Source organism: Pseudonocardia sp., from assembly GCF_050250275.1.
Lineage (GTDB): Bacteria > Actinomycetota > Actinomycetes > Mycobacteriales > Pseudonocardiaceae > Pseudonocardia.
This window is the reverse complement of sequence record NZ_JBFWOY010000024.1, coordinates 79016-94071: the sequence shown is the minus strand read 5'-3', so window position 1 is coordinate 94071 and position 15056 is coordinate 79016. Positions and strand designations below refer to the sequence as shown.

The 15056-nt window shown below is 71.0% G+C and carries 13 protein-coding genes, 1 tRNA gene and 1 pseudogene; 7 read left to right on the top strand and 8 right to left on the bottom strand.

Annotated features, from left to right (window positions below; all coding sequences use genetic code 11):
- From AB7F12_RS21375 to AB7F12_RS21360, 4 genes are all read right to left on the bottom strand, one after another.
- Positions 1–1494 (bottom strand): SCO6880 family protein, encoded by a 1494-nt coding sequence (locus tag AB7F12_RS21375; protein ID WP_428500628.1) that lies wholly within the window; start codon positions 1492–1494, stop codon positions 1–3.
- A complete protein-coding gene (locus tag AB7F12_RS21370) occupies positions 1491–2651 on the bottom strand; it encodes a hypothetical protein (RefSeq protein WP_428500627.1) in 1161 nt (386 codons plus the stop codon). The genes AB7F12_RS21375 and AB7F12_RS21370 overlap by 4 nt, the downstream gene beginning before the upstream one ends.
- 82 nt (positions 2652–2733) lie before the next feature.
- Entirely contained in the window at positions 2734–3003 is a 270-nt protein-coding gene (locus AB7F12_RS21365; RefSeq protein ID WP_428500626.1) for a hypothetical protein, read from the bottom strand.
- Positions 3000–3572 carry a hypothetical protein gene (locus AB7F12_RS21360; protein ID WP_428500625.1) on the bottom strand — a complete coding sequence of 191 codons (573 nt, stop codon included), beginning with the start codon at positions 3570–3572 and terminating at the stop codon, positions 3000–3002. The genes AB7F12_RS21365 and AB7F12_RS21360 overlap by 4 nt, the downstream gene beginning before the upstream one ends.
- 88 nt (positions 3573–3660) lie before the next feature.
- On the opposite strand from AB7F12_RS21360, the gene AB7F12_RS21355 reads away from it, so the two are divergent.
- The gene (locus AB7F12_RS21355; RefSeq protein ID WP_428500624.1) at positions 3661–4032 is read left to right on the top strand and encodes a hypothetical protein; all 372 of its coding nucleotides are present in this window, start codon (positions 3661–3663) and stop codon (positions 4030–4032) included.
- Between the two features lie 420 nt (positions 4033–4452).
- On the top strand, positions 4453–5706 hold the full coding sequence (locus AB7F12_RS21350; protein WP_428500623.1) for a trypsin-like peptidase domain-containing protein: 1254 nt from the start codon (positions 4453–4455) through the stop codon (positions 5704–5706).
- A 122-nt stretch (positions 5707–5828) separates the two neighbouring features.
- On the opposite strand, the gene AB7F12_RS21345 is transcribed toward AB7F12_RS21350, so the two are convergent.
- Both AB7F12_RS21345 and AB7F12_RS21340 read right to left on the bottom strand, forming a co-directional pair.
- Positions 5829–6755, bottom strand: a complete 927-nt coding sequence (locus AB7F12_RS21345) for a hypothetical protein (protein ID WP_428500622.1) — start codon at positions 6753–6755, stop codon at positions 5829–5831.
- A 94-nt stretch (positions 6756–6849) separates the two neighbouring features.
- Positions 6850–7584, bottom strand: a complete 735-nt coding sequence (locus tag AB7F12_RS21340; RefSeq protein ID WP_428500621.1) for a hypothetical protein — start codon at positions 7582–7584, stop codon at positions 6850–6852.
- A 195-nt stretch (positions 7585–7779) separates the two neighbouring features.
- Here AB7F12_RS21340 and AB7F12_RS21335 point away from each other — a divergent pair, with 195 nt between their 5' ends.
- Positions 7780–8223, top strand: a complete 444-nt coding sequence (locus AB7F12_RS21335) for a hypothetical protein (RefSeq protein WP_428500620.1) — start codon at positions 7780–7782, stop codon at positions 8221–8223.
- A 408-nt stretch (positions 8224–8631) separates the two neighbouring features.
- Positions 8632–9732 (top strand): annotated as a pseudogene (locus AB7F12_RS21330) (recombinase family protein); the annotation flags it as partial.
- Between the two features lie 532 nt (positions 9733–10264).
- Here AB7F12_RS21330 and AB7F12_RS21325 read toward each other — a convergent pair.
- Positions 10265–10349 (bottom strand) — tRNA-Leu (locus tag AB7F12_RS21325).
- Between the two features lie 88 nt (positions 10350–10437).
- Between AB7F12_RS21325 and AB7F12_RS21320 the strand changes: the two genes are divergently transcribed.
- The 3 genes from AB7F12_RS21320 to AB7F12_RS21310 are packed head-to-tail and all read left to right on the top strand — an operon-like array spanning position 10438 to position 13524.
- Positions 10438–11754 carry a M20/M25/M40 family metallo-hydrolase gene (locus AB7F12_RS21320; RefSeq protein WP_428500618.1) on the top strand — a complete coding sequence of 439 codons (1317 nt, stop codon included), beginning with the start codon at positions 10438–10440 and terminating at the stop codon, positions 11752–11754.
- A gap of 16 nt (positions 11755–11770) precedes the next feature.
- Positions 11771–12541 carry an SDR family NAD(P)-dependent oxidoreductase gene (locus AB7F12_RS21315; protein ID WP_428516781.1) on the top strand — a complete coding sequence of 257 codons (771 nt, stop codon included), beginning with the start codon at positions 11771–11773 and terminating at the stop codon, positions 12539–12541.
- Positions 12541–13524, top strand: a complete 984-nt coding sequence (locus AB7F12_RS21310; protein WP_428497323.1) for an NADPH:quinone oxidoreductase family protein — start codon at positions 12541–12543, stop codon at positions 13522–13524. The genes AB7F12_RS21315 and AB7F12_RS21310 overlap by 1 nt, the downstream gene beginning before the upstream one ends.
- Positions 13525–13578: 54 nt before the next feature.
- On the opposite strand, the gene AB7F12_RS21305 is transcribed toward AB7F12_RS21310, so the two are convergent.
- On the bottom strand, positions 13579–15045 hold the full coding sequence (locus tag AB7F12_RS21305) for a hypothetical protein (RefSeq protein ID WP_428497322.1): 1467 nt from the start codon (positions 15043–15045) through the stop codon (positions 13579–13581).
- Positions 15046–15056: the final 11 nt, after the last annotated feature.

The following is a 15056-nucleotide window of genomic DNA, read 5'->3' as shown; positions in this document are numbered from 1 at the left end:
TCAGCGGTTGCGGCGATGGGTGAGCAGGTCGGCGGGGTCGATCCCGATTCCGAGGCCGGCGGCGAAACCTGCTGCTTGAGCGCCCCGGAGCCGGCGCAGCCGCAGCTTCGACTGGCCGGCCCGCTGTTCGACGTCGGCGACGGCAGCGGGCAGGTCGTCGTCGTGCAGCACGGTGGTGGTGACGTAGAGGGTGAACCGGCCCACGCCGGCGCCTTGGGCTTCCTCGCGGGCGGACTGCAGTGCGCGCGCCCGGTCATCGCGCTCGCGCTGGGTCTCGTCGCGACGGGTGCGTTCGGCCCAGGCGCGGCGCACTTGCCCGGATGTCACCTCGTTCTCCACCTTCGCGGCGGCTTGCTCGGCGGGGTAGGGCTGGTAGAGCCAGGTGGTGCGCCGAGGGAACGGGCCCGGTGCGAGGAGCGGAGCGAGCACACCCGCATCGACCGCCTGGCGGGGTGCTTCGCGCAGCGCCCAGGTGACCGACAGACCGCCCTCGTGGCGGTAGTTGTCCCACCGTTCGCGGGCGGCGACCGGGCCGGCGTCGCGCCAGCCGAGAAGCGAGTCCGACTCGGTCAGTCGCGCGATGTCGGGGCGTAGCTGCGGGTCGAACGCCGTCCGGATGCGGCCGGTGAGCCAGCCGGTCGTGGCGCGGCCGAGGACGGCGACACCGCAGGCGGCCAAGTTGTTCTCGATCGCGGGCAGACGACGGCCGATGTCGACCGCGGCGGCGAGCAGATCCGCCGGGCGAGGGTGTGCTCGTGCCGGGTCGAGGCAGACCGCCACACGTGTATCGGCTTCCGCGCTGGTGGTCGGCGTCAGCTCGGCCAGCTCGTCGAGGATGCGTCGGGACAAGGCGGGTGCCGCCGGGTCGAGCGCCGCGGCGATGTGGTCGCGGACTGTCGTGCCGCCGGCCGGGGCAGTGTCGATGGTGACCGAGATGTGCTTCGTCAGCGGCAGGTAACCGAGGTCGGCCAGCAACGCGCCCCACGCCGCAATCCAGGCGTCGGCGCGGTCCGGATCGGCGAGGTCGAGGCCGATGGGGGAGCAGCGGAGGACCGCGGTGAGCGTGCCCGTGCGACGGTGCCACAGCAGAGCGTGCCGACCGCCGCGGCCGTCATCGACATCGAGAGGACGCAGTGGCGCCAGCACCCCGGGAAGGTCGGCACCGCGCGGGTGCTCGGTGAGGACGCCGCCGGACAGCTCCGTCCACCCGGCGGCCTGGGCGCGGTGGAAGCGCACGCGTCGGACGACGACGTCGGTCAGGCTGACCCCGCCGACCCGGACCACTGTCGCGGCAACCACGACGGCTGAGACACCCAACAGGGGGACCGTTGCGGCCGGGAACGCCGACACCGCGAGCAGTGGAGCCAGCACCGCGAGGAACAGGCCGATCGTCGCCGCCGTCGACAGTGACCCGACGCCCCAGCCGCGTTCGGCGCGCCAGTTCCCGTACAGCCGTGGTCCGCTGTCCGTGCTATGCGGCTCGGTGGTGCTCACCGCCGTTCACCGGCCTCGGGATTGTCGGTCATTCCGCGAGTTGTGGCGCGGATGGCGGCTGTACCGGCGACAGCGCCGGCCGCTGCCGCACCGCCTGCTGCAGCCCCTGCGGCTCCCGCGCGCGCCGCGCCCGATCCTGCCGATCCGCCCGTTGCGGTGGCCGGAGCAGCGCCAGCCGGGGGCGGGTAGCTGCCGAACGTTGTATAGGAACCAGGTCCGCCGGCCTCCATCGCGGCGGCACGGTCAATCGCGCCGCTCCCGTGACCCCGCGACATCACGACCGCGCCCACCGCGCCGAGGAACCCGGACCCGCCGCTACTTCCGCCGCCGATCTGAGTGCCGGACCAGGCGAAGAACTTCAGCAGCACCGGCATCGCGATCACGGCCAGCAGCAGCACCATGATCCCGGTCATCATCGTGCCGACGTCGCCGGCCTCGGTGGCGGCCGGGGAGGACAAGTAGGAGAACCCGATGTAGTAGATGAACGCTGCGGCAGGCTTGTAGGCGACCATCGCGATCAGCCACACGATCAGCTTGTCCAGCCAGCCGCGGGTGGAGCGCGTCAGTGAGCCGGACGCAGCCAGCGGGAGCATCGCGGCCAGTACCAGCAGCCCGGCCTGGCGCATCGCCATGAGCACCCACTGCACGAGCGAGAGCACCGCGGCGATCAGCGAGACCAGCAGCACCAGGAAGGTGCCGCCGCCGTTGACGAGGACGTCCTGCATCAGCAACGCGAAGTTGCTCGCGGCGCCGTCGAGCAGCTGGGTAGCGAGCGCGTCTCCGGCCTGAAGCGCGGTCTGCAGGACGACGAGGCCGAGTGCGGACACCACGGCGTAGCGGAGGAGCCCGGTGGCGACCATGACCAGGGGCTCGCCCTTGCGGGACAGGATGAGCCGAATCGCCTGCACCAGCACCGAGCCGACGAGGATGATCAGGATCAAGTGACGGGTGACGCCCTGAGCGGAGATCACGGCGGGATCGGTGGGGTCAATGCTGTCGGTCTCGACCCACCATGTGGAGGTGGTCACCACCAGATCGGCAGCACCGCGGGCGACCTCTGTGACGACTGCCTGGAACGCGGATCCGATGGCCTCCCCGGCTTGGCACTTGAGGTCGAATGCACCGCATCCCTGGGCTGGTTGTGTGAAGGCGGTCATGATGCCGCACCGACTGGGATCGAGGAGGCGATCGACGTAGCGCGCAGCGCGCCCTCAGGCGGGGTAGGCGTGAGGAGAGGCTTCATATCTGAAACGCCCCGACGAGCAGCGCGGCCACCGACGCAAGTGCAAGGCCGCCGATCACCCACGCGGATCCGACGAGGCCTTCATACGCAGTCGCGGATCGGTTCCGCCGTCCGATGATCAGCATCAGCGCGCAGATGAAGATCCCGAGCACACCGGAAACGATGACGCCCCACTTGAGCCAGCCGAGCAGCTCGCCGGCGAGCTCCCCCAGCCCGGGCGGTGCGATGGGATCGGGGTTCGGTACGTCGAGTATCTCAGTTTTCATCGGTTGCTCCCGAGGGTTGGAGGAGTAGAGGCCCGCCCGAGAATCGGGCGGGCCGGGGCGGGGGAGCGGCCGTCGATCAGGTCGCGCAAGTCCTGCGCGGCGCGCGCGTAGCGGCGCAGGCTGCGGGGCAGCTCGGTCCGCGGTACAGCCAGCAGGCCGCGAACCTCGTCCAACGGGACGGCGAGTTCGCGCCAGCGGCGTACGAACGGCAGTACAACCACCGCAGTGGCATGCGGCTCCAGCAATCGCAGCCGCGCGGTCATCGGGCGGCTCGGCCCAGACGCGTCCGCTGCGGTCACCGCGAGCACCGGCTTGCGGCCGCCTGCCGCGGCGACGAGCTGGGCAGCGCGTCCGGCGCGGACCAATGAGTCGCCGGTCGCCCGGCACACCAGGACGTCGACCGGTCGACCGACGAAGACCCCGCGATCGATGGCGCTGATCGCGGTGGCGACCGTGGTCGCACCGACCCCACCAGCAACCCCCGCGACCGATAACCGGCCTCGCCGCGACGCAGACGGTCGGCGTCGCGCCGCCCACGCCCGGGCTGCCTCTGCACCGCCCGTCGTCACCGCCCCACCTCCCTTCATCACGGATGGAAGCGTCCGAGCCAGGCGCTACCGATGCGTGGCTCCCGTGTGGTCAACCCGGGGTGGCGGGATGACCACGCAGCGCGGCACAGCCCAGCCACGCCCGGGGAGCACGGTCGGCGCCGGTCAAATCGAGGAGGCCTTCGTGACGATCCGCCGCGTGGTGATTCCCGGTCCGTCCGGCCATGAGGAGCGCCGGTGGCAGCCCGTGGAGAACCTGTGCTGCCCGGTCTGCCGGCGCCCGGTGCGAGCCGAGCCCCCGGGCTACTGGCGGGTCGCTGACGGTCCCCTTCCCAGCTGGTCGCACCGCGACGGCCGTGCGTTGTGCCGCATCCGCACCGACGATGGCACGCGCATCGTCGATCCCGTGCCCCGATCCACAGCAGCCTGCACCCATCGCATCGAGCGACGCGGCGGTGCGAGCGGACCGCAGCTCACCTGAGGTGTGGCAGCTCCGTCGCGCTCGAGCTTTTTGGACGAGCCTCAGGTGGGACGCGGACGTCGGCAGCGGACCCGCCTCCGGTGGACGACTCAGAGTGAGTGCCGGCCTCCCAATTCCACCAATCGCCCACGAGATGGGTGGCCATTGTGCCACTCTCCGTTGGTGTTCGAGCGGGACCCGCAGCTGGGCACGAATGGTGAGCCGCCCACCGCGGTCACCAGTTGACGCCCTTGGTTGACGAGGTGCACATGGCTGAATCACCTGGCTCAGGTTGGTCACCCGTGGCAAACCGCCACTCCACCTGGGCAGGGCCGTTCTCGACGAGGTAGGAGGGGACCAATGCGAGTTGTTCCGGCAGCGGCGTCGTCCACACGCTGGCTGCGAGTCGCGAGTATCGCCCTGATCACTATCTGCGTGGGAGTGAGCGTAACCGGCGCATCGGCGGCCGCCGTGCCACCGCCGGTGACGCCCTCACCCAACACCGGGCAGCCCGAGCCCGGGGCAGCGACTACTTCGGGCACAGCGCCGCCGTCGGCCACATCGGTACCCGGCCTTGCGGCGATCCAGCCCTCGCCGGCTGCGCTGAACACATTCATAGACTCGGCGCAGCTGGAGTCGCTCCAGCAGTCGATCGTCGGGCTCGTCACGATCTGGGAAGAACCCATCGACCCGTTCGCAATGGTCGCGGTCGCAGAGCCGCAGGATCCGGCGGCACCACCCGAGCTGCCGGTGATGTCGATCTGCACCGGCTGGTTCGACACCCCAACCACGATCGTCACGGCAGGGCACTGCGTCGATCCGAAGGAAGGCCGACTGGCCATGCACATGCAGGACGGTCCGGTCGACCCGGAGACCGGGTGGCCGCTTCCGCTGGATCCCGGACTTCCCGAACCGCAGCGCACCGTGTGGGCGTTCCAACCTCGGGAGCTTCCGGGCGCGGTCCTCACCTCGCCGATCATCGTGCGGGTGCACAGCTTCCGGACCGCTGAGGATGGCGATACCGCCAAACTCGAGGTGCATGGCCTGCCGCCGGCCAAGCCGCTCGCCATCGCGGCCAACGCACCCCAGCTCGGTGAGCCGGTGACGTCCATCGGCTTTCCGGGATTGAACATCAGCGAGACCGATGGCATCGACATCGCCGGTCTGCTGAGTGGCGGCAAGGCTCCGGCGGACGTCCTTCAGGACTCTCGGCTCCAGCCGGCGAGCACCAGCGGCACGATCATCGCCCGGCAGTTCCGGCAGGGCGTGGCGGTGCACCAGGTCAGTGCGGACTTCGACCAGGGCATGTCCGGCGGGCCTACCGTGAACTCCCGCGGAGAGGTCTACGGGATCAACAGCCAGATGACGGTCCCGTTCTTCGGGCAGAACTTCAACGTCATCACCGACACCGGAATGCTGCGCGAGTTCCTCGGACAGGATGTGCCGCCCGAGGCGACGCAACCGGAAGCGGCGCAGCCCGAGGCGGCCGCAGCGAGCGCGCCCGCCGCGCACGCGAGCCAGGTCGCCGCGGCGGTTGAGCGCGTCGATAGCCCGGGGCAGGGGTTGGCTGCTCGCTGGCCCTATCTCCTCTCGGGCCTTGGCGGAGTCGTCCTCGGCGGCGGCTTGGTCGGGTGGGTCCTCAAGCGCCCCACGCGCGCGACGACCAACGCGGGGGAGGCGGAGGCCGGCTCCTGATACCTCCACCCGACTGCATACACATCTCCGGCTGGCCAGGGACGACGTCAGGGTCCTTGGCCAGCCGGGCGTGGCACGGTCCCGCATGGTCGTCGTGTTCCCGCTCCATGGGAGGACGCGCGCTACTCGAACACGGCTCTCGCGCGGACCTGGACGTACAGCTCCACGTCGGGAAGCACTGGGCTAATACTGTCCCGAACCCGGTCGCACGCCTCCGGAAGCGATCCGGCACTCCGCCCCCAGTACGCAGCTTGCCGCGCCCCTGCCCTCCTGATCAGCTCGGTCAGATCGAGAGCGAGTGCGAGGTGCTGATCCTCGCGAATCTGCGAGCCGATGTGCGCGCCCTCGCGATCGAACCGAATCGATGCCAGCGGTGCCAGCAGCCCAGGGTCATTGTGGAGCAGCTTGCTCCACCTGCTGTTCTTACGCTGCGCTCGGCTCCCATGCACAGCCCTGACCAGCGTCCCCGGCGACAACGGGCGCGCCCCCTCCCCGGTTTCAAGCATAGGAGTGCCGTTGTCGTCAACACCCACGCTCAAGCCGGCGGTTTCGATGGTGTTCGTCCAGCGGCCCGGTGACGACCACAGCGCGAACCGCGCGGCCCGCTGAACCCGCTCGGCACGGCCCGGCTCGGGATCGAGTAGCCAGCCGACCAGCGCGGTGCCCTCGGCGATGGCGCGAGCAGGTGCGTATACGGCGGCGTGTGGCCACCGGTGCGCCTCGGGCCCACCATCCGGCACCTCGGGATCGGAACCATAGGCCCTCGTCAGAATGCCGATGTGCTGCCGAATTGCTTGACTGGCGAGCACGGCGGCGTTCTCGCCGAACGAGATGAGGACGTCACCAGGCTCACCCACGTCAGTCAGCTCGCGGCCGGCGTTCCACGGAGCGTCGTCGGCGCATTCCTGCACGGTCAGTGCGTCCCGCCAGCCCTGACCCAGTAGGCCGTACGACTCGACCAGCAGCCCGAGGACGGACTCGTGGACGTCAGCTGCCCCTGTTTCGCCAGCCACCTCCGGGCAGCGCACCTCGTCATCCTGGAGACTCACGCCGCACGCCGCCCAGCACGGCCCAACGGACGGAACCAGGACCCGCATTGAGGGCTCGCTGCGCGTGGGAGTGTCGGTAGAGCGTGCCACTCACTCACAGCACGGTGACCTTGCTCGCGAGCGCGAGCAGGCGCTTCGCCGAATCGGCGGAGACGTCGCCCAAGCCGAATTGGTAGCTCGCCACGTAGTTCGCGTCGAGGTCGGGGGCTGCGGCCTGCAGTTCGCGAAGCAGCTGTCCGGCGTCGCGTTTGCCGGGCCCATCGGACCAGCCGTTGTTCCCCACAAAGTGCAGATGATCGAGCAGCACCACTACGTCGTCGGCGGGTCGCGGGGTGATCTCGCCGGTCACGAGGTTCAGCGCGCCGCGCGCGGCCGCCCATCCGGCCAGCGGCACGTCCGGCCATTCGGTCGCGCACAGCGACGAGCCGCGCGCCAGGTGCTCGGCGTAGTCGAGATCGTCGAGCGACAGGCTGTGGGCCAGCACCGGCCCGGGCGCCTTGCGGCGAGGGGCGCTGCCACGTCGGCTCGTGCCCTCGTGATGCGCCGCGAACGCCTGGATCGGCTGCGGGTAGCCGTTGATCGGCTTCTTCGACACGATCAGCACCCCGCTCGTCCCCTGCGCGACGCACCCCCGCTCGACCCAGTCGACCGCGAGCGAGAGCAGTGCCGGGGTCTGGCCGTTGTCGTGATCGAAGGGCACCCACGCGGCCCTGTAGTCGACGCGCATGGGCGCCTCCCATTCGTGATCGATGACCACGAAGCGTGGCAGATGCCCCCGACAGCTTCCCGGCGTCACCGACTGGCGACTGCGGAAGGCGCCGTCCGTCACCGGACACACCAGCGCGGTCGGGCAGGCTGCCGATCAGCTCGCCATGGCCGCCGTACGCAGGTACTCGCGCGCAGACGTTCCCACCAGGAGGTCCTGCGGACCCGTGGTCTTCTGCGGCCACGGATCGACCACGAAGCAGCCGACCCGTCAACCGAACCTGCGACGACGGCGAACGGTCTAGTGCGGGAGGACAGCATGGCGTGGATTCACGACACCGGCTACGGGCCGGCCTACGTCCACACCGGGTACCCGCTACCGGTTCTGCTCGATGGCACTGAGACAGGCAGGCACACCGCCTCCGAGGTGATCGGCTGGCGCTCGGCCTGCACCTGTGGCTGGCGCGGCGTGCAGTTCTACCCGTTCGGAGATTCGCTCAGGGGCGTTGGCATGGCCCCTGAGAGCGTCGACGGCTCGGAGGTCGAACCATCCGCATTTGCGGAGTGGCAAGGCCACGTCCACCGACAGCTGCCCGAGCTCGCCGTCCACGATCTCGCCCGGCAGATGGCAGACGCGCAGAACAAGCTTCAGGGCGCCGTCCAGGCAGCGCGATTCACGGGCCTGTCTTGGTCGCGCATCGGCATTGCGGCCGGCATGACAGCCAACGACGCGCAGTGGCAGTGGGGGACCGCGAACTGCTGAGGACGGCTATGGGAGTCCTGGCCCGCGACCACGCACCCTGACCACGCCGCCTACCAGCGGCGCTGCTCGGGCGTGGCCGCCTTCGCGGCGACAGCGTGGCTCCGTGGGGACCACGTCTCCGTCGTCCACGCCGCTCACCGTCAGGCCTTACTCGACTACGAGGAGGCGTGGGTATGGGGCGAGCGTCGAGGGACTGCGACGTCTCGGCGGGCTGTCCACAGGTCTCGTCGGATTGCGAGGCCGCGGCTGAGCCGCCCGCTACGGTCACGTCGGCTTCTGCCCGCGACGGTGAGGTGATCCGGGTCGACGTTCCGGCTGGCTCTCCGGTACTGACACCCGGCGCGGCTCGAGCGCTCCTCGCGCTCCTGCGGAGGCTGCACCAGACGTGCGAGCGAGCGGGGTGAGGCGATGCCGGTGAGGTTCGCGTTCTACGGGCGGGTTTCGACCGAGGACAACCAGGATCCGGAGGCATCGCGGAACTGGCAGCTGAGCCGCGCCCGAGCGCTCATCGACAAGCAAGGCGTCATCACCGAGCAGTTCTTCGATGTTGGCCAGTCTCGCTCGATCCCTTGGAAGCGCAGACCTGAGGCAGCCCGGCTGCTCGCGGCGATCAAGAACGGGCCGGATTTCGAGGCCGTCGTCATCGGCGAGCCGCAGCGCGCGTTCTACGGCAACCAGTTCGGCCTCACCTTCCCCGTCCTGCAGCACTACGGCATCACGTTGTGGGTTCCGGAGGTAGGCGGTGCCATCGACCCGGACTCCGAGGCCCATGACTTGGTGATGTCCGTGTTCGCCGGTATGTCGAAGGGTGAGCGGAATCGGATCAAGATCCGCGTTCGCGCGGCGATGCGATCGCAGGCAGAGATCGAAGGTCGCTTCCTCGGTGGCCGGCCGCCGTACGGCTATCGGCTCAAGGACTGCGGGCCGCACCCCAATCCGGCGAAGGCGGCCGAGGGTCGACAGCTGCGGCAGCTCGAGCCCGATCCGGAGACGGCGCCGGTCGTCCGAAGGATCTTCGCGGAGTACATCTCCGGCGTGGGCTACTACGCGATTGCCGAGGGCCTGACTCGGGACGGGGTCAAGTCACCGTCTGCCCGAGATCCCGGACGCAACGCCCATCGTTGCGGCGTCGCGTGGGCGAAGTCGGCCGTGCGAGCGATCATCATCAACCCGCGCTACACGGGACGGCAGGTCTGGAACAAGCAGCGCAAGGACGAGGTCCTGCTCGATGTCGAGGACGTCGGCCTGGGCCACGTCACGAAGATGCGTTGGAACGACCCCGGGCTATGGGTGTGGTCGGCCGAGACCATGCACGAGCCGATCGTCGACGTCGCGACGTTCGAGCGAGCGCAGCAGATCTTCGCTGCGGCGGGTCGGGGCCGGGGTCGACAGCTGATCAGAGTCTCGCGGTCGTACGTGCTGCGCGGACTGGTGTTCTGCGGGGTGTGCGGGCGTCGGATGCAAGGACAGTGGAACCACGGTCACGCCCACTACCGGTGCCGGTTTCCCGACGAGTACGCGCTGGCCAACCGGGTGGCGCACCCGCGCAACGTCTACCTCCGTGAGCGGGATGTTCTGCCGCCGCTGGACGAGTGGCTGATGCTTGCGTTCGCCCCTCATCGGCTGACTGAGTCCATCGAGGCGATGTACGACGCGCAGCCCGCCGGCGACGTCGACGGGGCCCAGGCGTCCGCGGCTGGCGTCATCGCCGACTGTGATCGAAAGATCGCGCGGTACCGCGAAGCGTTGGATGCGGGGACGGATCCCGTCCTGGTCGCCGGGTGGATCGCGGAGGTCCAGGCTCGGCGGGCCGAGGCAGAGGCGCAGCAGTGCCGTCCTGAGCGAACGTCCGGGAGGCTGTCGCGTCAGCAGATCCGCGATCTCGCTGAGTCCGTCAGCGGGATCCGCGGCGTGCTTGCTCGGGCCGACCCGGCTGACAAGGCCGAGGTCTACAAGCAGCTCGGCCTGCGGCTCACGTATCGACCCGGGCCTCGGACCGTGAGGGCCGAGGCGTCCATCGACCACGTGGGGCAAGGGTTTGTGTCCGAGGGGGGACTTGAACCCCCACGCCCGTTAAAGGGCACTAGCACCTCAAGCTAGCGCGTCTGCCATTCCGCCACTCGGACTTGCTGCCGCGGTGACCGCGACGAGGCAAAGGATAGACCACCCACATCCGGCCCCCGTCACCGGACCGGCGATGGTAGGAAGATCGCCATGACCGGCCAGAACTCCGCTGTCGACGAGGTCGTCCAGCTCGCCTCGGAACTCATCCGGATCGACACCTCCAACACCGGTGATCCGGCGACGGTCGTCGGGGAACGCGAGGCCGCCGAGTACGTCGCGGCGAAGCTGACCGAGGTGGGCTACGACGTCGAGGTCCTCGACTCGGGCGCCCCCGGCCGCAGCAACGTCTTCTGCCGGCTGGAGGGTGCCGACCGGGAACGGGGCGCGCTCCTGGTCCACGGCCACCTCGACGTCGTGCCCGCCGACCCGAGCGAGTGGTCGGTGCACCCGTTCTCGGGCGCGGTGCAGGACGGCTACGTGTGGGGGCGCGGGGCCGTCGACATGAAGGACATGGTGGCGATGATGATCGCCGTCGCCCGCCGGTTCAAGCGCGAGGGCGTGGTGCCGCCACGCGACATCGTGTTCGCGTTCGTCGCCGACGAGGAGGCGGGCGGCAAGTACGGGGCCCAGTGGCTGGTGGAGAACCGCCCGGACCTGTTCGAGGGCTGCACCGAGGCGGTCGGCGAGGTGGGCGGGTTCTCGCTGACGCTGGGCGAGGACCAGCGGGTCTACCTGATCGAGACGGCCGAGAAGGGCATCGCCTGGATGCGCCTGCGCGCCAAGGGCAAGCCCGGCCACGGCTCGTTCCTGCACGACGACAACGCGGTCACCCGCATCGCGGAGGCCGTCGCGCGGCTGGGCAACCACACCTTCCCGCTCGTGCTCACCGACACCGTCCGCGCGTTCCTCGACGAGATGCGCGCGCTCACGGGCCTGGAGTTCCCCGAGGACGACCTGGAGGGGTCGCTGGCCAAGCTCGGGCCGCTGGCGCGCATCGTCGGCGCCACCATCCGCGACACGGCCAACCCGACGATGCTGTCGGCGGGTTACAAGGCGAACGTCATCCCGTCGACGGCCGAGGCGGTCGTCGACTGCCGGGTGCTGCCGGGGCGCCAGGAGGCGTTCCTGCAGGAGGTCGACGAGCTGCTGGGCCCGGACGTCACCCGCGAATGGGTCACCGAGCTGCCGCCGGTCGAGACGCCCTTCGAGGGCCCGCTCGTCGAGGCCATGGCGGCCGCGCTGCGGACGGAGGACCCCGGCTCCAAGGCCATCCCGTACATGCTCTCGGGGGGCACCGACGCGAAGTCGTTCTTCCGGCTCGGCATGCAGTGCTACGGGTTCGCGCCGCTGCGGCTGCCCCCGGACCTCGACTTCGCGTCACTGTTCCACGGCATCGACGAGCGCGTCCCGATCGACGCCCTCGAGTTCGGCACCCGCGTCCTGGACACGTTCCTGCAGAACAGCTGAGCCGGAGGAGATCGACGTGGATCTCGGAGGAAGGGTCGCGCTCGTCACCGGCGGCGCATCGGGCATCGGTGAGGCCGCGGCCCGGCTGCTCGCGGGCGCGGGAGCGCAGGTGGTCGTCGTCGACCGCGACGAGGTGGGGGCCCGCCGGGTCGCCGACGACGTCGGCGGGCGGGCGCACGCCGCCGACGTGTCGGCCCCCGCGGCGATGGCCGAGGCCGTCGCCGCGGCGGAGGACACGTTCGGCCGGCTCGACGTCGTGCTGCTCAACGTGGGCATGACGTCCGGGCAGGACGGCGTCACCGGCCTCGATGTGGACGGCTACCGCCGCATCGTGGGCGTCAACGTCGACCACGTGGTGTTCGGGGTGAACGCCGCCGTGCCCGCGCTGCGGCGCGCGGGCGGCGGGGTCGTCGTCGCCACGGCGTCGCTGGCGGGACTGACGCCGCACGCGGGCGATCCGCTGTACACGCTGACGAAGCACGCCGTCGTCGGGTACGTGCGGGCCGCGGCGCCCGCCCTGGCGGAGGAGGGGATCCGGCTGGCCGCCGTGTGCCCCGGCTACACCGACACCGCCCTGATCACGAACGCGCGGGGCGAGTTCGGCGACTTCCCCCTCCTGGGCGCCGGCGACGTCGCCGCGGCCGTCGCGACGATCATCGAGAACGGCGCGCCGGGCGAGTGCTGGTTCGTCCAGCCCGGCCGCGAGCCCGGGCCCTACGGGTTCCGTGGCGTCCCCGGCCCGGCGGGCGGACGCCGGGCCCCGTCAGTGAGTTGGGAGCAGCATTGATGCGCGGTTGGCAGGTCCACGAGAACGGTGACCCGGACGAGGTCCTCACCTGGCACGAGGACATCCCGGAACCGGTCCCCGGGCCCGGCGAGGTGGCGGTGCGCGTGCACGCCGCGGCCTGCAACTTCCCCGACATCCTGGCCTGTCAGGGCAAGTACCAGGAGAAGCCGCCGCTGCCGTTCACCCCGGGCATGGAGGTCGCGGGCGAGGTCGTCGCGGCGGGGGAGGGCGCGCGGTTCGCGGTGGGCGACCGCGTCGTCGGGCTGCCGGTCCTCGGCCACGGCGGCTACGCCGAGGTGGCGCTGCTCCCCGACGTCGCGACGTTCCGCTGGCCCGAGGGCATGACGCCCGCGCAGGCCGCCGGACTGCTGATCACCTACCAGACCGGCTGGTGCGCGCTGACGCACCGCGGGCAGCTGGCCGAGGGCGAGACGCTGCTCGTGCACGCGGCGGCCGGCGGCGTCGGTACCGCGGCGGTGCAGCTGGGCAAGGCGCTCGGCGCACGGGTCATCGGGACGGCGGGTGGCGCGGAGAAGTGCGCGGTCGCGAAGTCGGTGGGCTGCGACGACGTCGTCGACTACCGCGACGTCGACCTCGTCGCCGCCGTGAAGGACCTCACCGGCGGGCGCGGCGCGGACGTCATCTACGACCCCGTCGGCGGGGACGTCTTCGACGCGTCGCGACGGATCGCCGCGTTCGAGGGCCGCATCCTGGTCATCGGGTTCGCGGGCGGGCGGATCGCCGACGCCCCGACCAACCACGTCCTGATCAAGAACTACTCCGTCGTCGGGGTGCACTGGGGCTACTACCGGACGATGCGCCCCGAGCTGATCCAACCGTGGCAGGACGAGCTCGAGGAGCTGTGGCGCAAGCGGCTCATCGAACCCCTCGTCGGCGCGGAGCTGCCGTTGACCGAGGTCAAGGAGGCGCTGCGCCGGCTGGGGTCGCGCGGGACCGTCGGCAAGGTGGTCCTCGTCCCCTGAGCATCGACGACCCGGGGTCGTGGGTGCGACGGTCGTGCGTGGCGACCGTCGCGCTCACAGGCTCCGGCGGGGCCGGGGGACGACCACGGACTCGCGCAGCGGGGACGACGGGCGGCTGCGCTGCGCCGGGACCCCCGGCGCCCGGTGCAGCGGCAGCACCGAGCCGCGCATGTGCGCGGGGACGGCGACGCCGAAGTGGTCCAGGATCGTCGGGGCGATGTCGGTGAGCGGGACCCGGCCCTCGACGACACGGTGCGCGCCGGTGCGGAACCACAGGGCGCCGTCGCGGCTGTGCCGGCCGCTGCGGGTGGTGTGGATCGGGTAGAACAGCTCGTCGAACGCCCGGGAGGTGTCGCCGGCCCCGCCCGCGACGGTGGCCCCCTCGCGGCCGACGTCGCTGCGGCAGCCCACCTGCAGGCGGCGGCCGTCGAGGTCGGCGCTGAGCAGCCGGGTGCCGTCGACCGTCAGCGCCTGCAGCTTCCGGAGGGCGTCGCGGGCCGCGTCGTGGGAGACCGGCTCGACGACGAACTGCTCGGCCATCATCGGTCTCGCGACAGCCCCTCCGATGCCGGCGAACGCGAGGAGGGCGTCGAAGTCGCGGGGACGGAAGGTGCGCTTGGCCGACTCGGCCCACGGCTGCTGCGACAGCGCGGTCGCCAGCACGAGCAGGGAGTCGGGCTCGTCGGCCATGATGCGGCCGAGCAGCGCGTCCATCCGCCGGTAGCCGTACAGGACGGCGTCGGCATGGGCGCCGTCACCGACCTCGTCGAACAGCTCCGGCTCCATGTCCCGCCAGTAGTAGTGCTGGTAGTGGGCGGTGCTGTTGGAGAAGAACGTGGCGAACCGGACGCCGTGGCGCCGGTTCAGGGTGCGGAAGACGTCGTAGGACAGGTCGTCGAGCACCGAGGCCCGCCGCCACGCGACGCCACCGGTGCGGCGCTCGTCGACGAGCTGGCGGACCGCCGCGACGACGGTCGCGGGGCGCAGGCCGTTGCGCACCAGGAACGCGGCGAACCGGGCCAGCTGCCCCGCGCCGGGCAGGCCGTCGCGGGAGGACTCCTGCACCGCCCACGACACCGTCTCGTAGAACGGTTGCAGCGACCGCGGGAACGCCACACCGTCGATGTCCCAGGGGTCGGGGACGACGTAGCCGGGCTCGCCGGGGCGGCGGCGGTAGGCGGTGTTGATCGACCCGAAGACGCCGACCGGGACGCCGGCGGCCGCGAGCACGTCCCCCAGGAGCGGCTGCGTCAGCTTCTCGCGTCCCTCACCGAGGGCGAAGACGCCGTGCTCGGCGAACGGGATGCCGCTGTGCACCGTCGGCCACTGGATCCAGGGCTCGAGGTGCGGGGCGTCCTCACCCGCGTCGGTCGTGTACACGACCGAGGAGTCGCGGAACGCCCGGAAGTGCGGCAGCTGCCCGGCGGCGATGAAACGGTCGAGCAGCGCCGGGCTGAGCTCGTTGAACTCGACGAGCAGGGCCCGGGCACCGGGACGCGTGCCTGTGGTGGTGGTCGCCAACGTGATCCCCC